This window comes from Herbaspirillum sp. BH-1, assembly GCF_002870055.1.
GTDB classification, from domain to species: Bacteria; Pseudomonadota; Gammaproteobacteria; order Burkholderiales; family Burkholderiaceae_D; genus Herbaspirillum; species Herbaspirillum frisingense.
Genome location: NZ_PKOI01000002.1, coordinates 284110 through 307531, shown reverse-complemented (window position 1 = coordinate 307531; position 23422 = coordinate 284110). Strand labels below are relative to the sequence as shown.

21 protein-coding genes are annotated in these 23422 nt (G+C 62.1%); 14 read left to right on the top strand and 7 right to left on the bottom strand.

Annotated elements, in window-relative coordinates; all coding sequences use genetic code 11:
* Positions 1-159: 159 nt before the first annotated feature.
* Complete coding sequence (locus HBH1_RS04595) at positions 160-1095, bottom strand: LysR family transcriptional regulator (protein ID WP_102661753.1); 936 nt, start codon at positions 1093-1095, stop codon at positions 160-162.
* A 136-nt stretch (positions 1096-1231) separates the two neighbouring features.
* Here HBH1_RS04595 and HBH1_RS04590 point away from each other — a divergent pair, with 136 nt between their 5' ends.
* The 5 genes from HBH1_RS04590 to HBH1_RS04570 all read left to right on the top strand — a co-directional run bounded on the left by HBH1_RS04590 (position 1232) and on the right by HBH1_RS04570 (position 6183).
* Complete coding sequence (locus tag HBH1_RS04590; protein ID WP_102661752.1) at positions 1232-2353, top strand: alkene reductase; 1122 nt, start codon at positions 1232-1234, stop codon at positions 2351-2353.
* Between the two features lie 37 nt (positions 2354-2390).
* Positions 2391-3086 (top strand): SDR family oxidoreductase, encoded by a 696-nt coding sequence (locus HBH1_RS04585; RefSeq protein ID WP_006462885.1) that lies wholly within the window; start codon positions 2391-2393, stop codon positions 3084-3086.
* Positions 3087-3100: 14 nt separating this feature from the next.
* Positions 3101-3505, top strand: coding sequence for a VOC family protein (locus tag HBH1_RS04580; RefSeq protein WP_102661751.1), 405 nt, complete (start codon positions 3101-3103; stop codon positions 3503-3505).
* A 338-nt stretch (positions 3506-3843) separates the two neighbouring features.
* Positions 3844-5277 (top strand): GGDEF domain-containing protein, encoded by a 1434-nt coding sequence (locus HBH1_RS04575; protein WP_102661750.1) that lies wholly within the window; start codon positions 3844-3846, stop codon positions 5275-5277.
* A gap of 78 nt (positions 5278-5355) precedes the next feature.
* A complete protein-coding gene (locus tag HBH1_RS04570) occupies positions 5356-6183 on the top strand; it encodes a TIGR02285 family protein (protein WP_369878597.1) in 828 nt (275 codons plus the stop codon).
* 18 nt (positions 6184-6201) lie between these two features.
* Here HBH1_RS04570 and HBH1_RS04565 read toward each other — a convergent pair whose 3' ends face one another.
* The 5 genes from HBH1_RS04565 to HBH1_RS04545 form a co-directional block, all read right to left on the bottom strand.
* Complete coding sequence (locus tag HBH1_RS04565) at positions 6202-7410, bottom strand: AGE family epimerase/isomerase (RefSeq protein ID WP_102661819.1); 1209 nt, start codon at positions 7408-7410, stop codon at positions 6202-6204.
* A 29-nt stretch (positions 7411-7439) separates the two neighbouring features.
* On the bottom strand, positions 7440-8441 hold the full coding sequence (locus HBH1_RS04560; protein ID WP_102661818.1) for an ABC transporter permease subunit: 1002 nt from the start codon (positions 8439-8441) through the stop codon (positions 7440-7442).
* Between the two features lie 10 nt (positions 8442-8451).
* Entirely contained in the window at positions 8452-10014 is a 1563-nt protein-coding gene (locus tag HBH1_RS04555; protein WP_102661748.1) for a sugar ABC transporter ATP-binding protein, read from the bottom strand.
* A 136-nt stretch (positions 10015-10150) separates the two neighbouring features.
* Positions 10151-11101 carry an ABC transporter substrate-binding protein gene (locus tag HBH1_RS04550; RefSeq protein ID WP_102661747.1) on the bottom strand — a complete coding sequence of 317 codons (951 nt, stop codon included), beginning with the start codon at positions 11099-11101 and terminating at the stop codon, positions 10151-10153.
* Positions 11102-11176: 75 nt separating this feature from the next.
* Positions 11177-11794 (bottom strand): nucleoside/nucleotide kinase family protein, encoded by a 618-nt coding sequence (locus HBH1_RS04545; protein WP_102661746.1) that lies wholly within the window; start codon positions 11792-11794, stop codon positions 11177-11179.
* A gap of 522 nt (positions 11795-12316) precedes the next feature.
* Between HBH1_RS04545 and HBH1_RS24830 the strand changes: the two genes are divergently transcribed.
* The 7 genes from HBH1_RS24830 to HBH1_RS25595 all read left to right on the top strand — a co-directional run bounded on the left by HBH1_RS24830 (position 12317) and on the right by HBH1_RS25595 (position 20132).
* Positions 12317-12619 carry a hypothetical protein gene (locus HBH1_RS24830; protein ID WP_146012815.1) on the top strand — a complete coding sequence of 101 codons (303 nt, stop codon included), beginning with the start codon at positions 12317-12319 and terminating at the stop codon, positions 12617-12619.
* The gene (locus tag HBH1_RS04540) at positions 12616-13287 is read left to right on the top strand and encodes a hypothetical protein (RefSeq protein WP_102661745.1); all 672 of its coding nucleotides are present in this window, start codon (positions 12616-12618) and stop codon (positions 13285-13287) included. The genes HBH1_RS24830 and HBH1_RS04540 overlap by 4 nt, the downstream gene beginning before the upstream one ends.
* 2 nt (positions 13288-13289) lie before the next feature.
* Entirely contained in the window at positions 13290-13784 is a 495-nt protein-coding gene (locus HBH1_RS24825) for a hypothetical protein (RefSeq protein WP_146012814.1), read from the top strand.
* Positions 13781-14356: a hypothetical protein gene (locus tag HBH1_RS04535; RefSeq protein ID WP_102661744.1), complete on the top strand. Its 576-nt coding sequence runs from the start codon at positions 13781-13783 to the stop codon at positions 14354-14356. Before HBH1_RS24825 ends, HBH1_RS04535 begins: the two co-directional genes overlap by 4 nt.
* Positions 14353-14868, top strand: a complete 516-nt coding sequence (locus tag HBH1_RS04530; RefSeq protein WP_102661743.1) for a hypothetical protein — start codon at positions 14353-14355, stop codon at positions 14866-14868. The genes HBH1_RS04535 and HBH1_RS04530 overlap by 4 nt, the downstream gene beginning before the upstream one ends.
* 389 nt (positions 14869-15257) lie before the next feature.
* Positions 15258-15731 (top strand): hypothetical protein, encoded by a 474-nt coding sequence (locus HBH1_RS24820; protein WP_146012813.1) that lies wholly within the window; start codon positions 15258-15260, stop codon positions 15729-15731.
* Between the two features lie 9 nt (positions 15732-15740).
* Positions 15741-20132: a calcium-binding protein gene (locus tag HBH1_RS25595; protein WP_102661742.1), complete on the top strand. Its 4392-nt coding sequence runs from the start codon at positions 15741-15743 to the stop codon at positions 20130-20132.
* Between the two features lie 116 nt (positions 20133-20248).
* On the opposite strand, the gene HBH1_RS04520 is transcribed toward HBH1_RS25595, so the two are convergent.
* Positions 20249-20857: a cysteine hydrolase family protein gene (locus HBH1_RS04520; protein WP_102661741.1), complete on the bottom strand. Its 609-nt coding sequence runs from the start codon at positions 20855-20857 to the stop codon at positions 20249-20251.
* A 173-nt stretch (positions 20858-21030) separates the two neighbouring features.
* Between HBH1_RS04520 and HBH1_RS04515 the strand changes: the two genes are divergently transcribed.
* Together HBH1_RS04515 and miaB are read left to right on the top strand one after the other, a co-directional pair.
* Positions 21031-21882 (top strand): LysR family transcriptional regulator, encoded by an 852-nt coding sequence (locus HBH1_RS04515; protein ID WP_182993800.1) that lies wholly within the window; start codon positions 21031-21033, stop codon positions 21880-21882.
* Between the two features lie 195 nt (positions 21883-22077).
* Positions 22078-23418, top strand: coding sequence for a tRNA (N6-isopentenyl adenosine(37)-C2)-methylthiotransferase MiaB (gene miaB, locus HBH1_RS04510; protein WP_006462873.1), 1341 nt, complete (start codon positions 22078-22080; stop codon positions 23416-23418).
* Positions 23419-23422: the final 4 nt, after the last annotated feature.

The following is a 23422-nucleotide window of genomic DNA, read 5'->3' as shown; positions in this document are numbered from 1 at the left end:
TCGCACCACAGCTGGGCAGTCGATTACGTAACTGCAGCGACCTGGATACAGGGGGTCTAGCCGCACAGGTACACAAAAGTAGCGCAGCGGACCTGTTGCAGGACCAGCACCCGATATTTGCCTGCCAGCAAGAAGAGTCGCCGGTATTCGTCGCTGGCCTTACCGCAGCTCAGACAGCGCCTTCATCTCCCCACCCGCCACCTCGAACCGCTCCACCAGATAATCCAGCAAGGCCCGCACCCGGGGCGCCATGTAGCGCGTGCGCTGGTAAAGCGCATGCACCGGTGCTTCCGGGGCGCGCCACTGCGGCATCACCACCTGCAAGCTGCCCTCGCGCAGGTCCGCCGCCACATCCCAGATCGACTTCATGACCAGTCCCTTGCCGTCGATGGCCCACTGACGGGCCAGCGCGCCGTCGTTGGTTTCGCGTGCGCTGGTGAGGGGAACGGTATGGGTCTGCACCACGCCGTCACGCTCAAAGCGCCACTCGTTGGCCGGACCGCTGGCCGTGAGCAGCACGATGCAGTCCTGATGCTGCAGATCGGCCGGCTGTTGCGGCGCTTCGCGAGTGGCCAGATAGGACGGCGCCGCGCACAGCACGCGGCGGTTCGGCGCCAGCGGGCGGGCAACCATGGAACTGTTCTGCGGGACGCCGAAGCGGATGGCCAGGTCCAGGTCGTCCTGCAGCAGATTGGCGACCGTGTCGCCCAGGATCAGGGCCAGCGTGATCTGGGGATGCAGCGCATTGAATTCTTCCAGCCAGCCCTGCAGGACATGGCGGCCGAAGTCGGAGGTGGCGGCGATGCGCAACTTGCCGCTGACCGCGCTGCGGCCTGCCTGCAGGGCCGCCTGGGCATCGTCCAGCGCGGCCAGGGCCTGCTGGCAGTGCGACAGATAGAGCACCCCCTCGGCGGTCAGTCGCAGGCGGCGCGTGGTGCGCTCGAAGAGCCGGGTGTTGAGTTCCGCCTCCAGCTTGACCAGCCGCGCACTGGCGGCCGCCGGGGACAGGCCGATCTTGCGCCCCGCTGCTGACAGGCTGCCCAGGCCGGCGGCTTCCACGAAGAGTCGGATATCACCCAGGTTGTGCGCTGCCATTATTCTGCTCCTTTTGATAATTCTTCAAATACTAGACCAATTATCAAATTTCAAGGCGGTTTGCATAATGACCTCCATCAGCGCTTGAACCCTTTGATGAACCCTTTGATCGTCTTGCCCCTTTTTGGAGTCTTTCATGCAAACCCCGACCTCCCTGCTGGCACCGCTGACCGTGGGCCACCTTTCGCTTCCCCACCGCATCGTGATGGCACCCATGACCCGCGCACGCAGTTCGCAGCCGGGTGACATTCCCAATGCCATGAACGCCTTGCACTACGCTCAACGCGCTTCGGCTGCGCTGATCATCACCGAGGCATCGCAGATTTCGCCGCAGGGCAAGGGCTACTCCTTTACCCCCGGCATCTACAGCCCCGAGCAGGTCGCCGGCTGGCGCCTGGTCAGCGAGGCGGTGCATCGTGCCGATGGCCGTATCTTCCTGCAGCTGTGGCATGTGGGCCGCATGTCGCATCCCGATTTCCACGACGGCGCGCTGCCGGTGGCGCCTTCGGCAATGCCCTTCGAGGGCCAGATCTGGAAGGTGGACCCCGTCACCGGCCAGGGCGGCATGGTCGCCAGCCCGACCCCTCGCGCACTGGAACGCCAGGAGATCAAGGCCATCGTGGAGGACTTCCGCCGCGCTGCACGCAATGCCATCGACGCCGGTTTCGATGGTGTGGAAATCCACGGCGCCAATGGTTACCTGGTGGACCAGTTCCTGCGCACCACTTCCAATGTACGTACCGATGAATACGGCGGTTCACGTGAAAACCGGTTGCGCTTCCTGAAGGAGGTGGTCGATGCAGTGGCCGATGAAGTCGGTGCGCATCGCACCGCGATCCGCCTGGCGCCCTTCCTGACCGCTCGCGGCATGGATTGCCCGGACATCCTGCCCACCATTCTGGATGCGGCCGCCTGGCTGCAGCAGCGCGGCATTGCCTATCTGCACCTGGTCGAAGCGGACTGGGACGATGCACCGGTCGTGACCGAAGCATTCCGCCAACAGCTGCGCGAGCGTTTCAGCCATCCCATCATCGTGGCCGGCAACTACAACAAGGCGCGTGCGCAATGGGTGCTGGAACACGGCTACGCCGACCTGGTGGCCTTCGGCCGCCCCTTTGTCGCCAATCCGGATTTCCCGCGCCGCCTGATCGAAGACCTGCCCCTGGCCGAATTCGATGGCGCCACGCTGTTCGGCGGTACCGAGCTCGGCTATACCGACTACCCGGCCCTGCCGACTGCCACCGCGGCAGCCGCCTGAACCTCATCCACCGGTTGATCCCTCAAGGAGTCTCATCATGAAAGACCAGAAAATCGTCGTCATCGGCGGCCTGACCGGCATCGGTCGCGCCGTCGCCGAACAGGCTGCCGCTGCCGGCGCGCAGGTGACCGTGGCCGGGCGCCGCAGTGCGCCGGCCGACTTTCCCACCCACATCACCACGGCCCAGGTCGACATCGGCGACGATGCGTCGGTGGCGCAATTGTTTGCCAGCATCGGCAGCTTCGATCATCTGGTGGTCACGGCCGGTCCCGTGATCGGGTCGGCGCGACTGGCCGACCTGAAGATCGCCGACGCCATGGCCGCCTTCAACGTCAAGTTCTTCGGCCAGATACGCGCCGCGCAACAGGCACTCCCCTATCTGCAGCCCAACGGTTCCATCACCTTCACTTCCGGCCTGCTGGCACGCAAGGCGGCGCCGGGTGCGCTGGTGAAGGCGACCATGAATGCCGCCACCGAAATCCTCGCCAAGACCCTGGCCAAGGAACTGGCGCCCCTGCGCGTGAATGTGGTCAGTCCGGGCATGGTCGAGAGTGGCATGTGGGGCGACATGAGCGAGGCCGACCGCAAGGCCATGGCCGCGCGTGCCGGAGGCAAGCTGCCGGTGGGACGCGTGGGTCAGGGCGCGGACCTGGCGCAGGCCTACCTGTTGCTGATGCAGAACGGTTTCATGACCGGCAGCGTGGTCGACGTCGACGGTGGCGGGCTGCTGTAGGCCTCGGACATTGCATGCGTCTTGATCACATCACCATCGTGGCCGGTGACTGCAGCTTCCTGCGCCAGTTCTTCGTGGAAGTGGCCGCCCTGACGGAGGGTCCCAGGCCGCCCTTCGGCAGTACCGGCCATTGGCTTTACCTGGGCCAGCAGCCGGTGCTGCATCTCATCGAACGCAGCACCCCGCCAGCACGGCACGGCATCAGCAATGGGCCGCCGGCCACGCGTATCGACCATCTGGCGCTGCGCATCGACAGTCATCCGGAATGGCAGGCGCTGCTGCAACGTCTGCATGCGCACCGCCTGCGCTATCGGATCGAGACGATCGATGCCCTGCAGGAACGGCAACTCTTCGTGGCACCGGTTTCCGGGGTCAAGGTCGAGTTCGTCATTGCCGAACGGCATCTTGCGGCGACCTGATTGCGCCCCTCCTGCCGCAATCCTCACCAACCCTTCGCGTCCATCCCCCCTCAGCAAACTTCGCGCCCCCCTGCGGGCGCAATTTACCCAACATCATTGGCAGTTTCGCAAAACCTAACTGTTAAAATTTGCTCCACGCATTCAACGACCAACACGTTGATCATTTTCATTCCAGCGGGAGGAAATTCCATGGGGCAGCAGCATGCCTTGCCAACGCACCCGATCCCGCCCAGCGGGACGCAGCGTCAACCTGCAGGGGAGTCCGAGGGCGCATGGCGGCGCCTTCCGCTCTGTCGATTCTCTCAATACTGAGCAGAGCTTCCCCATCACGCAAGAACATGAATTTGCTCTCCAAGAATTCCCTGGCGGTCCACCTGCTGCGCATCATTTTCGGGAGCTACTTCCTGGTGACGCTGATCGTCACCTGCCTGCAGCTGGGGGCCGAGTACGAGCACACCCAGTCCGGCGTGGATAACGAATTGCGGGCCATGGACCTGACCTTCGGCGCGAGCCTGGCCAGTTCGACCTGGCGTTTCCAGGGCGATGTGCAAAAGGCCACATTACGCGGCATCAGCAACCTGCCGGTGGTGACCGGGGTGAAGATCGAAGATCCGCAGGGTCGGCTGGTGATGGCCCAGGGCAATATCGTCGATCACGACGGCCGCCAGATCCATGTCGATGCCGAGGGGCAGCGCAGCCCGGTGCGGACGGGATTCCTCAACGCCGCCACCAGCCATCGCTTCCCCATCCTGTATCGCGATGAACATGGCGTGACGCACGACATCGGCGCCTGGACCGTGTACTCCAGCCGTCACGTGGTGATCCAGAAAGTGGCCTATGGTTTTACGCTGATCCTGATCAACTCGGTGATCAAGACGCTGGTGCTGTGGTTCATCTTCCTCTACGTCTTCAATCGCTGGCTGGGCCGGCCGATCACGCGCCTGTCGGGCTTCGTGCGTCGCCAGGACCTGAACCGCCCGGACCTGCCGGACTCGCCGCAGAGCATCGACCTGCCGGGCAAGAAGCGGCATGAGCTGCATTTCCTGGCCGATGCCATCAATGCCATGCTGGCCAACCTGCGCAGCCATACCATCCAGAATCGCACCCTCTACGCCCAGCTGGAACAGGAGAAGGAATCCCTGCGCGCACTCAACAAATCGCTGGAGCTGCGCATTGCCGAGCGTACCCGCGATCTGGCCCAGGCCAATGAACAGCTGCGCTCGCTCAGTCTCACCGATGGCCTGACCGGCATTGCCAACCGGCGCAGCTTCGATGACACCCTGGACCAGGAATGGCGGCGCAGCGTGCGTCATGGCAAGCCGCTGACGGTGGCCTTCATCGACGTCGACTGGTTCAAGCCCTACAACGACCACTACGGCCACGTGGCGGGCGACGCCGTGCTGCGCCAGGTGGCGCAGACCATGCGTGATACCGTCTGCCGCGCTGGCGAGACCGTGGCCCGCTATGGCGGCGAGGAATTCGCGGTGATCGCGGCCGATACCGATGGCGAGCAAGGCGTGCAGATCGTACAGCGCATGTGCGATGCCATCCATGCCCTGGCGTTGCCGCACGCCGGGTCGACACTGGGGCGCATCACCATCAGTGGCGGCGTGGCTTCCTGCATACCGGCCCATCCCGGGGCGCGACTGGAGTCCTTGCTGCAGGCTGCCGATGCGGCCCTCTACCAGGCCAAGACGCTGGGGCGCAATCGCGTCCTGCTGGCGCCGCCGTTTGTGTCACCGCCCCCTTCTTCTCCCCCTTCCCCTGCCTGAAGAAAGTCGCGCATGCCCTCACGCATTTTCCGCCGCCTCGCCGGTTCTCTGGTTCTCGGCAGCACGTTGTTATCGGCGATGTCGTCAACGTCGGCACAGTCGACACAGCCGACACAGCCGACACAGCCGGCAGCGCAGGCGGCCGACCAGATCGTCTGGGGCAAATACAATGTGCCGCCCTACATGATCCGCAGCGGTGAATTCGCGCATCAGGGCATCTTCGACCTGACCCTGGACATCATCAAGAAAGGCCTGCCGCAATACCAGCACGTGGAACTGGAAGCGCCCTTCCCGCGCATCAACAATGAAATCCGCAAGGGCAGCCACTGGTGTTACAACGGCATGTTGAAGACCCCGGAACGCGAGAAGGTCGGCTACCTATCGCTGCCAACTTCGATCTTCCTGCCGCTGCGCATCATCGTGCGGCGTGACCGGCTGGACCAGTTCAAGGGCAAGCTATCGCTGCAGGCACTGCTGCAGAATCCGCAACTGACCACCTCGGTCATGCGCGACCGCTCCTACAGCCCGACCGTGGACAAGCTGCTGGCAGCCTATCCGCCCAGGGAAAACTACTCGGAACAGGTGGAATCGATCGGCATGCTGCTGGCCGGGCGCATCGACTACATGATCGAGTTGCCCTTGCTGGCCTTCGAACAGGCACGCGTCATGGGACAGCCCGGCGTGCTGGTGGCGCTGCCGATGCAGGAGGCCAGCGAGGTCGTGTTCAATCGCGTGATGTGCCCCAGGAATGAATGGGGACGGCAGGTGGTGGAGCAGGTCAACAAGGTCTTGCTGGCCAAGCGCGCGCAGCCTGCCTACCGGGCGATCGTGGAAAAATGGCACGATCCGGAATCGGTGGCGGAAATCGACAAGATCTATGACAAGGTGTTCCTGAAGATCCCCTGACGTCGCTGACCGACCCGACTAGGGCCGCAGGCCACCCGCCTCCAGCACGTCCCAGCAGGCGCCCATGGTGTGGTAGTCGACCTTGCCGGCGGGGGACTTGGTGTCTTCCAGCTTTTTGCCATCGGCGGCGAGAATGCGAAACCAGGCGCCGTACTGGTGATCGACCAGGTGTTCCCAGCTCCAGGCCCAGATGGCGTGATACTGGCGACGGAATGCCTCATCGCCCGTCACCCGCCACAGCCGCCAGGCACTGGCGAAGGATTCGGCCTGGACCCAGAAATACTTGTCGCTGTCATAGGGCCGCATGTCCGGATCGAAACCGTAGATCAGGCCGCCATGTTCGCCATCCCAGCCATGCGTCCAGGCGGCCTTCTGCAGCTCGGCCGCGCGCTTCACGTAATCCGGGTTGGCCTCGATGGCGTGGGCGATCAGCAGCAGCTTGGCCCACTCGGTCTGGTGACCGGTCTGGAAGCCCCAGGGCTTGAAGATGTTGTCGCGATTGCCGCGGTTGTAGTCGTGGTCGGGCGTCCAGTCCTGGTGGTAGTGCTCCCAGACCAGCCCCTGCGACTGCTGCGCCAGTCCGAACACGAAACGGTCGATCAGCAGACGGGCGCGCTCCAGATAGTATGCCTGGCCGGTGGCCGCATAGGCCGCCAGGCAGGCTTCGCACATGTGCATGTTGGCGTTCTGGCCGCGATAGGCAATCAGCTCGCCAGAGGGGGTGATCTCATCGGCATAGGCGCCATGGGCGGGTTCGAAGAAGGCGCGCTCCATGCGCTCGAAGGCCTGCGCCACCTGCTGCGCATCACACAGGCCGACGCGATGGGCGTGGGCATAGGCCAGCAGTACGAAAGCCTGACCATAGGCCATCACGGTACCGTCCTCGATCTGCCCGTCGCGCAGGGTCCAGGCATACAGGCCGGCCAGCGGACCGTGCGGATGGCGGAAACGCTCCAGATGCGAGAGCGCGTGCCGCGCCTGCTCCAGATAACGTTCCTGGCGGGTATGCGGGGTATGCGGGGTATGCGTATAGGCCATGGCCTGCGTGAAGACCAGGCGGGTGGCACTGACCAGATGGCGGTGCGAGCGGTCGTAGACGCTGCCGTCGTCCTTCAGGTAATGGAAGAAGCCGCCCTGCGGATCGACGGCATGGCGGTCGTAGAAGGCCAGGGTATCGGCCACATGCGACTGCAGGAAATGACGGCTTTCGAAATCGGGTTGCTGCATGCTGCGCTCCTTGTGCGAGAGGCTGAGGTTCATTGGCTGGCATCCTTCTGGCGCCATTTGTCGAGGATCACCGCCAGCACGATCACCGCGCCCTTGGCCACGTATTGCCAGAACGAGGACAGGCCGAGAATGGTCAGCCCGTTGTTCATGACGCCGATGATCAGCGCCCCCACCACCGTTCCCCAGATCGTGCCCACGCCACCCATCAGGCTGGTGCCGCCCAGTACCACGGCGGCGATCGCATCGAGTTCATAGCCACTGCCCCAGTTGCCGTTGGCGCCATACAGGCGACTGGCCGACATGGCACCGGCCAATCCCGAGAACAGCCCGCTGATGGCATAGACGAACAACAGGACCAGCCCGACGCGGATGCCGGTCAGGCGCGCTGCCTGCAGGTTGCCGCCGATGGCATAGATGTGCATGCCCAGCACCGTCTTGCGCAGGATCACCCAGGATAGCAGCACCACCGCCAGCGCCACCCAGATCAGCCAGGGCACATGCAGGAAGTCGCCATTGCCGATCCACTCGAAGCTGGGGATGTCGTTGTTCAAGACCGTGGTGCCATCGGCCAGCAGGTAGGCCGCCCCGCGAAAGGCCGTCATGGTCCCCAGGGTGACCACGAAGGCATTGATGTTGAGGAAGGCCACCATGGCGCCGTTGAGCAGGCCCATCAGTAATCCCGAGAAGACGAAGACCGGAATCGACCAGCCGGACGCCGCACCCAGTGACACCTGCATGCCCAGTACCGCCGAGACCGCCAGCACCGACCCCACCGACAGGTCGATGCCGGCAGTCAGGATGACAAAGGTCATGCCGGCGGCCAGCACCAGGTTGATGGCGACCTGGCGCAGGATGTTCATGGTGTTTTCGGCACTGGCGAAATTGGAGCTGCCATCGCCGCTGAGGTAGATCGTCAGCGCGTAGAAGAGGAGGTAGAGCACCACCAGCACCGGCAACATGCCCAGCCGGTGCAGCAGCCATTGCGTGGGTCGGGAAGGGGCGCGGGAAGGTGCGCGTGCGGTCTCATGCATGGGATCGATTTCAGCCATGGGTGGGATGAAGGGAAGGTTGCGGTGAAGGGGGAGATGCGGGTGGCACGCCGGCAGTGTCGGTGGCCAGGCGCATGATGTTTTCCTGGGTGATGTCGGCACCGGCCAGTTCGCCGGTGATGGCGCCTTCGCGCATGACCAGTACACGGTCGCAGATGCCGATCACCTCGGGCAGTTCGCTGGAGATGACGACCACGGCCACGCCCTGCTCGGCCAGCCTGTGGACAAGTTGATAGATCTCGCTCTTGGCATAGATATCCACACCCCGCGTGGGCTCGTCCAGGATCAGCACGCGTGGCGCGATCTCCAGCCAGCGCGCCAGCAAGACCTTTTGCTGGTTGCCACCGGAGAGCTTGCCCACCGGCACGCCGGGATGGGCCACCTTGACGTTGAGGCGACGTATCGATGCCTGCGCCACTCCGTGCAGGGTGCGGCCGTTGACCAATCCCAGCCGCGCATGGCGCGACGCCACATTCATGGTGGCGTTGGCCGCCACCGCCATCTGCAGGAACAGGCCCTGCCCCTTGCGGTCCTCAGGCACATAGGCGATGCCAGCCCGCATGGCCGCGCGCGGGCTATCGATCTGCAGCAATTGCCCATCCAGCAGGACCTGGCCGCCGCTGCGGGCATCGGCACCGAACAGCAGGCGTGCCAGTTCGGTACGGCCGGCACCCACCAGCCCGGCAAAGCCCAGCACTTCGCCTGCGCGCAGCGCGAAGGAGGCCGGTTTGACCTTGCCACCGGCAAGCGCCTGCACCTGCAATACGGTGGGCAGGGTCGCGGCCTGCTCGGGCGCCATGCGGCGATGCTGGTAGAACTCCCCCAGCGAGCGCCCGACCATCATCTGGACGATGCGCTCGGGGTCGATCTCCTGGCGCGTCAGCTCGCCGACGAAGCTGCCATCGCGCAGTACCGTGACTCGGTCGGCCAGGGCGTGGACCTCAGCCATGCGATGGCTGATGTAGATGATGGCCAGACCCTCGTCGCGCAGGCGACGCACGACCTTGAACAGGTTTTCGGTCTCGCGCTCGGACAGCGCTGCCGTCGGTTCATCCATGATGACAATGCGGCTGCGATGCACCAGGGCGCGAGCGATTTCGACCTGCTGCTGCTCGGCGATGGAAAGGCGTCCGGCACGGTCGCTGGCGCGAAAGGCGGCACCCAGCTGCGCCAGCACGGCATCGGTGCGTTGCCGCATCGCGACGTGGTCGATCAAGCCCAGGCGGGTGCGCAATTCGCTGCCCATGAAGACATTGGCAGCCACGCTGATATTGGGTGCCACGGCCAGCTCCTGATAGATCAGGTTGATACCGGCCACGCGGCTGGCTCCGGGGTCACGCAGGGACAGCGGTTTGCCGTCCAGGAGAATCTCGCCGCTGTCCGGCGCATGCACGCCGGACAGGACTTTCATCAAGGTGCTCTTGCCGGCGCCGTTCTCGCCCATGAGGGCGTGGATTTCGCCGGGATAGATGCTCAGGTGCATCGCCGACAGCGCGCGCGTGGCCCCGAAGGACTTGCTGATGCCGGTCATCTGCAGCAGGGGTGTGGAAGTCATGAGATCGAAAAGGAAACGGTAACGTCAGCCATACGCGGCAACGCTGCCCAAGGGCGCCGGACGGTGCAGCCATCGGACGCGCCGGCCCGCCACGATGCAGGCAGGCCGGCGCTCCGGGCAGCGACAGATCAGTCAATCAGTTGGCCGGGACCCAGCCCTTGTAGTCGGCCACGTTGTCGCGGGTGATCAGCTTCACCGGCAGCAGCTTGACGTTCTTTTCCGAGGCACGGCCATTCATCAACTGATAGCCGATGGCCACGCTCTCGGCGGCCATGCCATACGGGTCCTGGGCTGGCGAGGCGGCGAACAGCGACTTGCTGTCCTTGAGGGCGCGCTCGGCATCGGGTGCGCCATCCACGCCACTGATGACCTTGATGTCGCTGCGCTTGGCCTGGCGGATCGCCAGTTCGGCACCAATCGCGGTGGGGTCGTTGATGGCGAAGACGCCATCGATCCTGGCGTGCGCGGCCAGCAGGTTGGACATGGTGGTCATGCCACCGTCGCGACTGCCACCGGCATTCTGGTTGTCGGAGAGGATCTTGATGCCGGGCGACTTCTTGAACTCGGCCTTGCAGCCGGTGACACGATCCATCACCGCCGAGACAGGCGGGCCATTGACGATGACCACATTGCCCTTGCCCTGCAGCTTGTCGGCGATGAACTTGCAGGACTCGGCGCCGGCCATGGTGTTATCCGACATGACGGTGACATCGGCTCCCTCGGCGGCCACGTCCACGGCCACTACCACGATGCCAGCCTTCTTTGCCTTTTTCACCGCCGGGCCGATGCCCTTGGAGTCGGCCGCATTGAGCACGATCATGTCGACCTTGTTGGCGATGAAATTCTCGATCTGGCCGACCTGGGTGTTGAGGTCGTACTTGGAGGACACCACGGTCACCCGCGCGTCCGGGTTGATCTTGTGGGCACCGCTCTCGGCTCCCTTGGCGATGGCCACGAAGAAGGGATTGGCGAGGTCACCCAGGGTGACGCCAACCGACTTCAGCGGCTTGTCAGCGGCCTGGACCGCATATGTGATGGACGCCAGCGAGAGAGTGGCACAGGCGATGGCGAGGGTTTTTCTGATCATGCTTGTCTCCGGTTCTTTTTAGAGGGGGATGGCTTGTTCTACGTTTTGCGTGCTGCTGACATTCACGCCGGGACTTCAGTCCCAGCGAAAAATACGGTCAGCCCGATCCCGTGTGGTGGCGATCAGGGCGGCATTGATTTCATCGCTGTTCATCACCCAGGCCTCGGCATCGGCGCGGCTGCGTCCGAACTGCACATGGCGGGCGATCAGACGTTCCAGCCGCAGGGCGGGATCGACCTCGACATACCAGACCTCGTCCAGCAGCGGACGCACGCCCGACCAGTGGCCACGGTCGAGCAGCAGGTAGTTGCCTTCGGTGATGATGAGCGGGATATCGGCGCTGATGGCGATGCTGCCGGCAATGGCTTCCTCGATCTCGCGCAGGAACTGCGGGGCGTAGACCATCTCGTCGGCGGCCTGGCGGCGCAGGCGCGACAGCAGGTGGACGAAACCGGCGCTGTCGAAAGTATCCTCGGCACCCTTGCGGGCAGCGCGACCCAGGCGTGCCAGCTCGACATTGGCGAGGTGGTATCCATCCATGGGCAGCACCGCAGCGCGGGAACCGGCATGGTCGAGCAGGGCCTGCGCCAGCGTGGACTTGCCACAGCCGGGCGGCCCGGCCAGTCCAAGTATCGTGCGCTGGCCGTTGGCGAGCAGCGCATCGAGCCTGTCGCGAAAGACTGCCGGGATCATGTTCGACTCATCCTTTTTCCAGGGAGCGTGGCGGTGGCGACCGGGCCACCTTATGCAGCCACCTTATGCAGCCACCTTAGTGAAATGCGGCAGTGCGAAACTGCAGTGGTTCTGTTCGGTACGTCTGTCACGCTTGCTGCGCCTGGCCCTGTAGCCGGGCGTGGGGCGTGATCGACATTTTTTGACAGCCGACAAACTAAGCGATTCTGTCACCTGAATTTCAATGCTCCTGAATGTTCTCCAGGAAATTCCAATTATTGCTAGTTCCGCGTCGTCAACGTGATGAAATTTTCTTCAGAAAAATTCGATATCGATCAACTTATGGATAACACGACGTAAAAGATTCTTGGGGGGCGCAGCTTCGCCTCCGCCAGTTATCCAGCGCCATTCGTTCGGGGTCGCTTTACTTACCGAGCAAGATTGCTCCGGCCATATTCCAACCCTGATCACCCAGCAACGTCCTGACGGCCTCGCTTCATTCGCGCATAAAAAAAAGAGACGCACCAACACATTTCAGCGAACGTGAAGACCCTGATACAGGTTCGATGTGTTCCGCGAAAAGCCGGTTTTCACGAGAAAAAGCTTCACGATCACGCCCGCGTTGATTGCCACGCTCAACATAAGTTTTGCTTCCTTGAAAAATTTGGGGCAAGCAAGACAAATAGGCTTGCGCCTATCGATACCCCTGCCAATATGGCGATAGGAGAGCACCGTGGTGTCCTCCTTGTTGAATTGCAGCGCACGTCGTTTTTGTTGCATTTGAATGTTTACATCAGGAAGAAAATCGATATGAAAAATTTACTTGATAAGGAGAAGTACCAGTGAACACGATCCACAACACGTACGTCGGTTCCTTGCTTGCCGATGCAGCGTACATAGATCTAGACAAGGATATGGATGCCGGAAAAATGGTCGCCGTCCTCAAAAAGAGAATGGACACAGATCAAGCGAAATTCATCGCCGTGAACTTCGAGGTCATCGCATCAGAAAACAAACGCGACATCCCGCTGCCAGGATCCTGCTTTGACGCCACTGTATGGCGCGGCAGGGCTGGAAGAGTCTACGCCGGCGAGGTTTACGTCTCCTTTCGCGGAACGCAAGCACAAGACGGCGGAGCCGGCATCGAGGCCGATGTCGATCTTGCCTCACGCGGCGTGGGCTACAACCAGCTGCGTGACATGGTCAACTGGTGGATGCGGATCACCGGCAAGCCGGGGGACTTGGTCAAACAGCTCAAGGTCGAGACCATTGCTTCCTCCCCTCTCGCAAATAACTACACCTTCGCCGCCGATAGTCCAGTGGTCGCCACCGGCGAACTCTACGGCCAGGTCAGCACCATCGCGGGCGTGAACGCCCTCAGTCTCGGTGGATGCCTCTTCGCGGCGTTCACGCATCTGCTTGAAGCCAATCTCTTGGCGGCCACTACCTTCAATAGCGCGGATACCAGCAACGTAACGGGTGACGGGGCAAATCAAGATACCAGGGGGGCGTAGGCATGATCGGATTGCTATTCCTCATCTTTTTCTTTGTGTGGCTGGCATCCGCCTTTTACTTTGGCAGGGCAATCCCACGATGGTTGGGCCTGAAACGCGCGTGGTCGTATCTGTTTGTCCCGTTGGCGTTTCTCGCGCCCATTGTCGATGAGTTGATCGGTCATTGGCAATTCAAACGGCTTTGTGAGAAAGAGGCGGTCGTTTGGCTCAGCCCGGTTTGGGAAAGCGTAAGGGCTGTACGTAATGTCAGTCCTGGTTCATCTGAACCAGTTCGTGGAACGGTCATACCGATCAGTATTCAACGGGCCGCCTATATAGATGCAGAAACAGGGCAACCATTCATGACATACAACGCAGTACATACCAAAGGCGGCCTGTTGCTTGGAAGGTTGGGATTAGGACTTGACGGAACTACTACCTGCTGGCCAGAAGATAAACATGAGATTTTAAAGAAGATCGATATCGATAAATTACTTGAAAAAGGAGATTCCAAATGAAGGCAATAAATTACGCATATATCAATGCCCTACTTGCCGATGCGGCCTATGTAGACCTGAGGAAAGGATTGGTAGTTAAAGATGTAATCGACGCGCTTAGTGAAAGAATGACCGAAGATCAAGCGAAGTTCATCGCAGCGAGCTTCGACGTCATCGCCTCAGAAAACAAAAGCGACATCCCCCTGCTGGGCTCCGGCCTTGATGCTACTGTATGGCGCGGCAAGTCTGGCACAGCCTGCGCTGGCGAGGTCTATGTCTCCTTTCGCGGCACGCAACCGAAAGACGGTGGAGCCGATATCGAGGCCGATGTCGATCTTGCCTCACGCGGCGTCGCCTACAACCAGGTACGCGACATGGCCAACTGGTGGATGCGGATCACCGCCAAGCCGGGTGACCTGGTCAAACAGATCAAGGTCGAGACCATTGCTCGCTCCCCTCTCACGAATATCTACGCCTTCGCCGCCGACATCCCAGTGGTCGCCACCGGCGAACTCTACGGCCAGATCAACACCTTCAACAGCGCAGGCTTCAGTGACGCAGCAAATCAAGATGCGTGGCGGGCCGTTTCATGATTGGGCTGTTGTTCTTTGGAGTCATAGGTTTGTGGGGACTGATCTCCCTATACCTTGGGATCAAGCTGCCTAAATGGTTCAAGTTCAAGTCAGGCTGGTCTTTTCTGTTTGTGCCCCTCCTGTTCTTTGCGCCAGTGATTGATGAAGTCATTGCGATTCCCCAGGCGTATGTTCTCTGCAAGCAGGCTGAAGATGCGTTCTGGTATGACTCCACGGCAAAAGGAAAAGTCCGACTTATGGGCAGTTTTCCAATTAGAAAAGATGAAGTTACCGTGGGATTTAACGTAGTCGCCCATATCGAGGAATACGGAATCAAATTGGCAGAGAACAACGCGATTGTTTCCCGATGGACTGAAGTGAGATTTTCTCCGGGATTTTTAAATTTCCCTAACGGCTCTGGCAGCGGCTCGATGCCTTTGTTGCTGCCCTCTGAGCCTGAATGCCCAGCTAGGGCCGTTCAATGGAGAAGGATTGATTCCATGAAAAAGGAATTGCAACTTTCCGCTGAATAAGCATCCCTGTAAATCATAAAAAGAGAGAACAATATGAATACCGTAAAGACCACCTACGTCAATGCTTTACTTGCAGACGCTTCTTATGTCACATTGCGCAACGGTGACGGAATTATCACCGAACAATCTGAACTCCGATCCAGCCTGGCTGCCTCATTGACTCAACCCCAAGCGGAGTTTCTTCTTTTAAACTTCGACATCCTCACCCAAACACTATCCCCTTCAGGTGGCTTTGACGCAGTCGTCTGGCGGGGAAAGTCTGGCACAGACTATGCGGGTCAGGTTTACGTTTCCCTGAGGGGGACGCAGGGTGCGCAGGATATCTTGGATGACGTGAGCCTCGCTTCTCGCGGGGTACCTTACGAACAACTGCGCGACATGGCCAATTGGTGGATGAGGGCCACGGCCAAGCCTGGCGAATTGGTCAGGCAGATCAAGGTCGACACCATTGCTCACTCGCCCCTTGCAAATATCTATACATTCTCCGCCGACATCTCAGCGGTTGCCACCGGCGAACTCTACGGTCAGGTCAACACATCACCGGCGTCAATGGCCACAGTCTCGGGGGCTACCTCGCCACCGCTTTCACGCGGCTGTTCGGCGCCAAGGTCTCGGCAATCAACACCTTCAACAGTGCAGGCTTCAGCGACGCTACGGGCAGCAACATCCGCGCTGAGTTCAACAACATCGAAACCTTGTTGGGCAGCACGGCGCTGGGCACGCGCAGCCTTGATGCGGCAGGCCTCAAGCAGACCAACTTCAGGGCCGGCAATGGCGTGAGCGTGACCACCAACAACTGGGGCGAAATGCCTTATTGGGCTATTGGCTTCAACCAGTACGGAAAGAAGATTCCCTTCTATTAGGAAGATACCTTGGGTGGCAATCCCATCGCCAACCACTCCATGTTCAAACTGACCGACTATCTGGCGCTGGGCGCGACCTTGGAAAAGCTTGCACCGACGCTCACGTTTTCGCAGCTCAATACCCTTGTGCAAGCGGCCAGCAATGACATGGAGGCCAGCCTTGAGAGCGTGCTCGACGCAGTGCGTCGGATTGTGACCGGCACGGATTTCCCAATTACGCGGGTGGGTGATGTGGGAGGAAACGCGCTAAGCCGCGCCGACTTTCATAGCCACCTGGCAGAACTGCAGGCGAGTGTGCCTTACAAGAAACTGCTCGGCAACGCCAACATCATCTCGCTCGCTGCGACGTCAGGAGCTTCGATACTGAGCGCAGCCGAGCAAGCTGGGGCAATCGGCATGGCTTACCGCTACGCCCTGGTCACCGGCAACCCCTTCGTCGTCACAGGCGCAGACTACAGCGCCGCCAACACCAACGGCAAGCTGGATCTCTTTGCCAAGACCGGCGGCACGGGCAAGTTGACCGAGCGATACCTCAGTGACCGGGCCAACTTCCTCGTCTGGAAAATCATCAAGAACAATGCCGACGCAGACTACGGCAAGGTCATCACCAGCGACACCACCGAGGGCGATTGGGACTACACCGACATGGCCGCAAAGATCACGCTGAAGGTAGATGGACGCGGCGACCTGTTCAGCACGGCCCACCAGATCATCTTTGGCACCGACACGGCCGATACCTTGACGGGTAAAGATCAACGCGACCACCTGTATGGCGGTGATGGTAACGACACCCTGATCGGGGGCGACGGTGCTGATTATCTGGAGGGTGGAAATGGTGTTGATATCTATCAGGCCGCAAACGGCGACATCCTCTTCGACGCTGACAGCCAGGGCGTGGTGATGCTGGCCGGCAAGCGCCTGGACGGTGCCACGCAGCGCTTGAGTGAACACCGCTGGCGGGGTGCCGCCGGAGAAATCTACACCCGCAATGGCGATGATCTGGACATCACGCTGGACGCTCAACGGATCACGATCAAGGACGGCTATCTGCACCGTCTCAAGGCGCCGGGCGGCGTGCTGGGTCTGGCGCTGACGGGCGAGGTGCCGACGCCATCGGGCGATGACAGGGTCTACACCGGCAGTAGCTTGCGCGACATCTGGGAGTGGCAGCGCATTTATGGTGTCGGTTACTACGAGACCACCGGCCGTGAAACCTTTCGCATGGGGGCTGGCGATGACCAGGTGGCCTCGGTCGGGGGCGGGGATATCTTTTACGGCGAAGACGGTAACGATGTCTTCATCGCCACCGACGGCGACAATGTTGGCGAGGGTGGCAAGGGCAACGATGTGCTGGCCGACGGCGTGATGCTGGACTATACCTCGCGCCCGGTCTGGCAGGCGGGCGATCCGTACTATGTCCCCTTCCTCGGCTGGACACAGGGACCGGGCTACTGGCGTGACGAGGTCGACGTGCCCGACGTGGATCGACAGGAGCGCACGCTGGCCACGACCGGTATCGTGATGCATACGCTGACCGGCACCATTGACCGCATCAACACCAATACCAACGACAACTATGCCGGCGGCGAGGGTGACGATTGGCTATGGGGCGAGGGCGGCGACGATGTGCTGGCGGGCGATGCCGGCAACGATGTGGTCTATGGTGGCGAGGGCGGCGACGATGTCACGGGTGGAGATGGCGACGACATCCTTTCAGGGGACGACCTCACGCTCAATACTGCCGGCGCCAGGCACGGAGATGACTTCATCGATGGCGGCGCAGGCAACGACACCCTGTTCGGCAACGGCGGCCAGGACGACCTTTGGGGCGGTGCCGGGGATGACCGGATCTGGGGCGATGATGCGTTCACGCCGCTCAAGTTTCACGGTGACGACTGGATTTCCGGCGGGGCCGGCGATGACAAGATCTATGCCGGTGGCGGCGATGACACTGCCTATGGAGACGAGGGCAATGACCTGGTGGTCGGGGGCGAAGGCGATGACCTGCTGTACGGTGGAGAAGGAAACGACCGCCTGGTGGGAGACCTGCCGTCGGCGGCGGATCGCGACGCGGGTACGCACCTCTATGTGAGCGCCACCGAATGGAGTGCCAAGTTCTATCAGACGCAACTGGCCAACGGCACGCTGACCAGCTATGCCGAACGCTATCAAGCCGATGAGGCGGCCCCGGGCGGCAACGACGTGCTGGACGGCGGCGCAGGGGACGACACGCTGATGGGAGGACGAGGTAATGACATCCTGCTGGGCGGCACGGGCAGTGATACCTACCTCTTCAATCTCGGCGATGGCGTCGACTTCATCAGAGAAGCCGCAGGAAAAGCGGGCGATGTCGATACCCTGCGACTAGGTAGCGGGCTGACGGCCGCTGCCACGGTGGCGACGCGCCAAGGCGATGATCTGGTCCTGAACTGGGGCGGCGATGATGCCGTGATCGTGAATGCCTTCTTTGCGGCGGACGGGTCGGGCCGCATCGAGCAGGTCCTGTTCGCGGATGGCACGCGATGGACTGCGGACGAGCTTGCGGCACAGGCCCGATCGGACGCGCCAGACAACGGCGGGGACGACCATATCGAAGCGGCGCACCACTACACCCGCAGCAGTCTGGCGTGGAACAGTTTCCTGAGCAGAAACGCCAGCGTCATCAGTACCAGCGGCAAACTGGCTGATCTGGATCTGATGAGCAGCAGCTTCACCCTCAATGGGGCCTCAGTTGCCGGTGACTATGCTGCCCGGGTCATCCAGCTCGACACCCGGGGCGCAGGTCAGGCCACGACCTGGATCGGTTTCTATGACGGGGCCGTCTACAGCAAGGCGATGCAAGTGCGTTTTGCGGATCGGGCCGAGGGTGGTTTGACGGCCACCGTACTCAACGCCAAATACATCGAAGGCAATGTACTGGGCACAGACTTCAACTGGGACACCCAGGGCAAGCTGACCAATGTGGCGACCAGCAACTCGGGCGCCGGTTATGGCTTGGCCAGCATGCGCCTGAAGGGTGCGCCGACCTTTGCCGATGGCAGGCGCTTCGAGGGTGGTGCTGGCAACGATACGGTCGACTATCGGGCAGGCTATGTGGAGGCGACCAGCATGGGCATCGACGCCTCGCTCGCGCGTGGGACGGTCATCGTCGGTGGCGGCACGGACAGGCTGATCAGCATCGAAAACCTGGGCGGCACCGATGCGGCCGATCGCCTGACCGGTGACGCCAACGACAACCGGCTCGAAGGCTATGGTGGTAACGACCGTTTTTTCACCGGCACAGGCCGGGATCAGGTGTCCGGCGGCGACGGCAACGACCGCATCGAGGTAGCACATCACTACACGCGCAGCAGCCTGGCATGGGATCGTTACCTGACCAAGAACGCCAGCGTCATCAGTACCAGCGGCAAGCTGGCTGATCTGGACCTGGCCGGTAGCCACTTCATCCTCAACGGTGCTTCGGTCGCCGGCGATTACGCCGCGAGGGTGATTGAGCTCGACACCAGCGTTGCCGGTCAGGCGACGGCATGGATCGGCTTCTATGACGGGGCGGTCTACAGCAAGGCCATGCAAATCCGCTTTGCGGATCGGGTTGAGGGCGGTTTCACGGCCACCGTACTCAATGCCAAATACATGGAAGGCAACGTAATCGGCACGAACTTCAACTGGAACAGCAATGGCAAGCTGACCAATGTGGCGACCAGCCACACCGCCGGTGGCTACGGCCTGGCCAGCATGAGCTTGTACGGCCTGCCAGCCTTTGATGACGACAAGGTGCTGGTGGGTGATGCCGGCAACGACACGGTCGATTACCGGGCCAGTTATCTGGCCGGTGCCGGGATTGGCATCGACGCCTCCTTGGCAAGGGGCACGGTCATTCTCGGCGGTGGCACGGATACACTGATCGGTATCGAAAACCTGGGCGGCACCGATGCAGCCGACCGCCTCGTCGGCGATGCCTATGACAACCGGATCGAAGGCTATGGAGGCAATGACATCCTGTCCGGCGGGCGCGGAAACGATATCTTGATCGGAGGGAGCGGCAACGATACCTACCTGTACAGCGCAGGCGATGGGAAGGACATCCTTGTAGACCACGACAAGGCTGGCCGCACCGATATGCTGATGTTGACGGACATTGACCGGACCCAGCTGTGGTTCCGTCACACGGGCAATGACCTGCAGATCGATGTGCTGGGTACGGCGGATCAGATCAGGGTGAAGGACTGGTACGTCGGCGGTGCCAGCGGGGCGGACAATCACATTGAGCGTATCCGTACGGCTGACGGCAGCACTCTCTACGACAGCGATGTGGACAAACTGGTGCAAGCGATGGCAGCCTTTGCGCCACCTGAGGCCAGTCAGACACGCTGGACCACCGGCCAGGTGATCCTGGCGTGACGCACTGCAGGTCGTTTCCGCAGCTGGATTAGAGACTGGCTGCTCCCAAAAAAGCGCTACCGCATGGGTAGCGCTTGAGCGTGAATTTTAGAAGCAGCGCACTTCTCAGGATATGGTCAGGCGGTCGCCAGCGCGTTCGCATCCGGTACCACGGTGGCGAAACGATCCGCCAGCTCGACCAGGGCCACGCGCTGGATGTCGGCGGCGCTGATGGGCTGGCCGCCCAGCGGATCGGGCAGGTCACGCGTGGCGCAGGCGGCAGCGACCACGGTACTGGCATAGCCGAGATCCAGCGCAGAACGCACCGTGGCGCTGACGCACATGTGGGTGGCGAAGCCGGCCACGATCAGGGCGCGGCGACCGGTGCTCTTCAGGACCTCGTCCAGGGTGGTGCCGGCGAAGGCGTTGGGCAAGCCCTTGTGCACGATCGGCTCACCGGGCTCGGCCTGCAGACCGTCGATGATGGCCACATGCGGCCCTTGCGGATCGAACATGGCGGCTCCCGGCTTGCTGTGGTGGACCACGTGGATCACCGGTGCGCCAGCAGCGCGCGCCTGTGCCAGCAGGGTGGCGATCTGGCCGACGGCGGCATCGATGCCGGCCAGCGGTGCGCGGCCGGTGGTGTATTCGGTCTGATGGTCGATGATGAGCAGGACGGCTTCCTGCCAGGTGGCGGCGCGGGAAGTGCCGCCGGCGATCTGGATCAGGGTCTGTGGCGTGGACATGGGTGACTCCTTGTCTGAAGAAGGGAAGAAGGAAATTCGAAAAGATGCTGCAGAACGTTGATGACAGGCCATCTTAGTCCGATAAAATTCGCACCACCATTCCCCGCCATCGACAGCCACCTGTGAAAAAATTGACAGCCCCTCTCCCTGCCACCCAATCCGCGCACGCAGCCTTGCAAGCCGACTGGGAGAGCCTGCGCAGCTTTGCCGCCTTCATCGACGCTGGCAGCTTTTCCGGCGCGGCGCGCTTGCTGGGGGTGACGCACGCCACCATCGGCCGCCGCCTGCAGCAGCTGGAAGCAGCGATGCAGGCGCCGCTGTTCATCCGGCGCGCCGACGATGTCGAACTTACCCGCCTGGGCGAAAGTGTGCTGACGGCCGCCCGTGCCATGCAGGAACAGACCCGGCAACTGGCCCGCACCCTGGCCGGTGAAGACCTGCGTCTGGAAGGCAAGCTGCGCCTGGCTTGCACCGATGCCATCGGCACCCTGTTCCTGGCGCCGCGCCTGCCGGCGCTGTTGCAGCAATGGCCGGCGCTGGACGTGGAGCTGGCACTGGGCCACCAGACGCTCAGCCTGGCCCGGCGCGAGGCCGACCTGGCGCTGCGTTTCGCCCGGCCGCAGGATGGCGAACTGATCGCGCGCCGGCTGGGGACGGTGCGCTTCTACCTGTGCGGCACGCCGGCCAATGTCGCCCTGTGGCGTCGCGCCCGCAAGACGGCGCCCTTCGTCGGCTATGACGATGGCGTGCCCGACATTCCCGAGACGCAGTGGATTGCCACCCATGCAGCCGGAAATCCGGTGCGCTTTCGCAGCACCAGCCTGGTGGCACAGTGCATGGCGGCGCGCGCCGGGGTCGGACTGGCGCTGCTGCCCAGCTACCTGCTGGCGCCGGAATTGCAGACTGTGGACGCCGCGCCACAGCTGGAGCGCGAGCTGTGGGCGGTCTTTCACCGCGACCTCAAGGCCCTGCCGCGCCTGCGTGCGGTACTGGACTGGCTGCTGGACTGCTGCGGCGAACTCTGAGCCGATTCCCGGCGCTGCGCCGCCCGCAGGCCACGCCCGGCCTGGCGCGGCCTGCGGTGATATAATCGCGAACCTTCGAGGACGGGCTCCTCCACCGCTGCAGCAGCAGATTCCAGCGGCCCGCCGCCCTCCTCCTTGCCGGCGCCCGCATGGGTCCATGCGGCCTCTCCAGCGCTCTACGCCTGAAACAGATCTATGCAGAAAAAAGTATTCATCAAAACCTTCGGCTGCCAGATGAACGAGTACGACTCGGACAAGATGGCCGACGTGCTCAATGCCTCCGACGGTCTCATCAAGACCGACCGTCCGGAAGAGGCGGACGTGATCTTGCTCAACACCTGTTCCATCCGCGAAAAGGCGCAGGAAAAGGTGTTTTCCGACCTGGGCCGGCTGCGCGCACTGAAGAAGGACAATCCCGACCTGCTCATCGGCGTGGGCGGCTGCGTGGCTTCGCAGGAGGGGGATGCCATCATCAAGCGCGCGCCCTTCGTGGACATGGTGTTTGGCCCGCAGACCCTGCACCGGCTGCCGCAGATGATCAGCGAGCGCCGCTACAGCGGCCGTCCGCAGGTGGACATCAGCTTCCCGGAGATCGAGAAGTTCGACCACCTGCCCCCGGCGCGGGTGGAAGGCGCCAGCGCCTACGTGTCGATCATGGAAGGCTGCAGCAAGTATTGCAGCTACTGCGTGGTGCCCTATACCCGTGGCGAGGAAGTCTCGCGCCGCTTCGAGGACGTCTTGACCGAGGTGGCCGGCCTGGCTGACCAGGGCGTGAAGGAAATCATGCTGCTGGGACAGAACGTGAATGCCTATCGCGGCGTAATGGAAGATGGCGAAATCGCCGACTTCGCGCTGTTGATCGAGTACATCGCCGAGCTGCCCGGCATCGAGCGCATCCGCTTCGTGACCAGCCATCCCAAGGAATTCTCGCAGCGCCTGATCGATACCTATGCCAAGGTCCCCAAGCTGTGCAACCACCTCTACCTGCCGGCCCAGCATGGTTCGGACCGTACCCTGGCGGCCATGAAGCGCGGCTACACGGCGCTGGAATACAAGTCGGTGATCCGCCGCATGCGCAAGGTGCGCCCCGATATCACGGTGCAGTCCGACTTCATCGTCGGTTTCCCCGGTGAGACCGAGGAAGATTTCGAGGCCTTGATGAAACTGGTGGCCGATGTCGGCTTCGACAACAGTTTCTCGTTCATCTTCAGCGCCCGCCCCGGCACGCCGGCAGCCAACCTGCCCGACGATACGCCGGCCGAGGTCAAGCTGGCGCGTCTGCAGCGTCTGCAGGCCGCACTCAACGACAACGCCGCCAAGATCAGCGCAGCCCAGGTCGGCTCGGTGCAGCGCATCCTGGTCGAAGGCATTTCCAAACGCCGCGAAGATGAGCTGCAGGGCCGCAACGAGAGCAACCGCGTGGTCAACTTCGATGGTGGACCGAATGGTCAGCGCCTGATCGGCCAGATCGTCGAGGTCCGCGTCACCGAGGCCTTCCCGTTCTCGCTGCGCGGCGAGCTCCTTACCCAGCATTGATGGT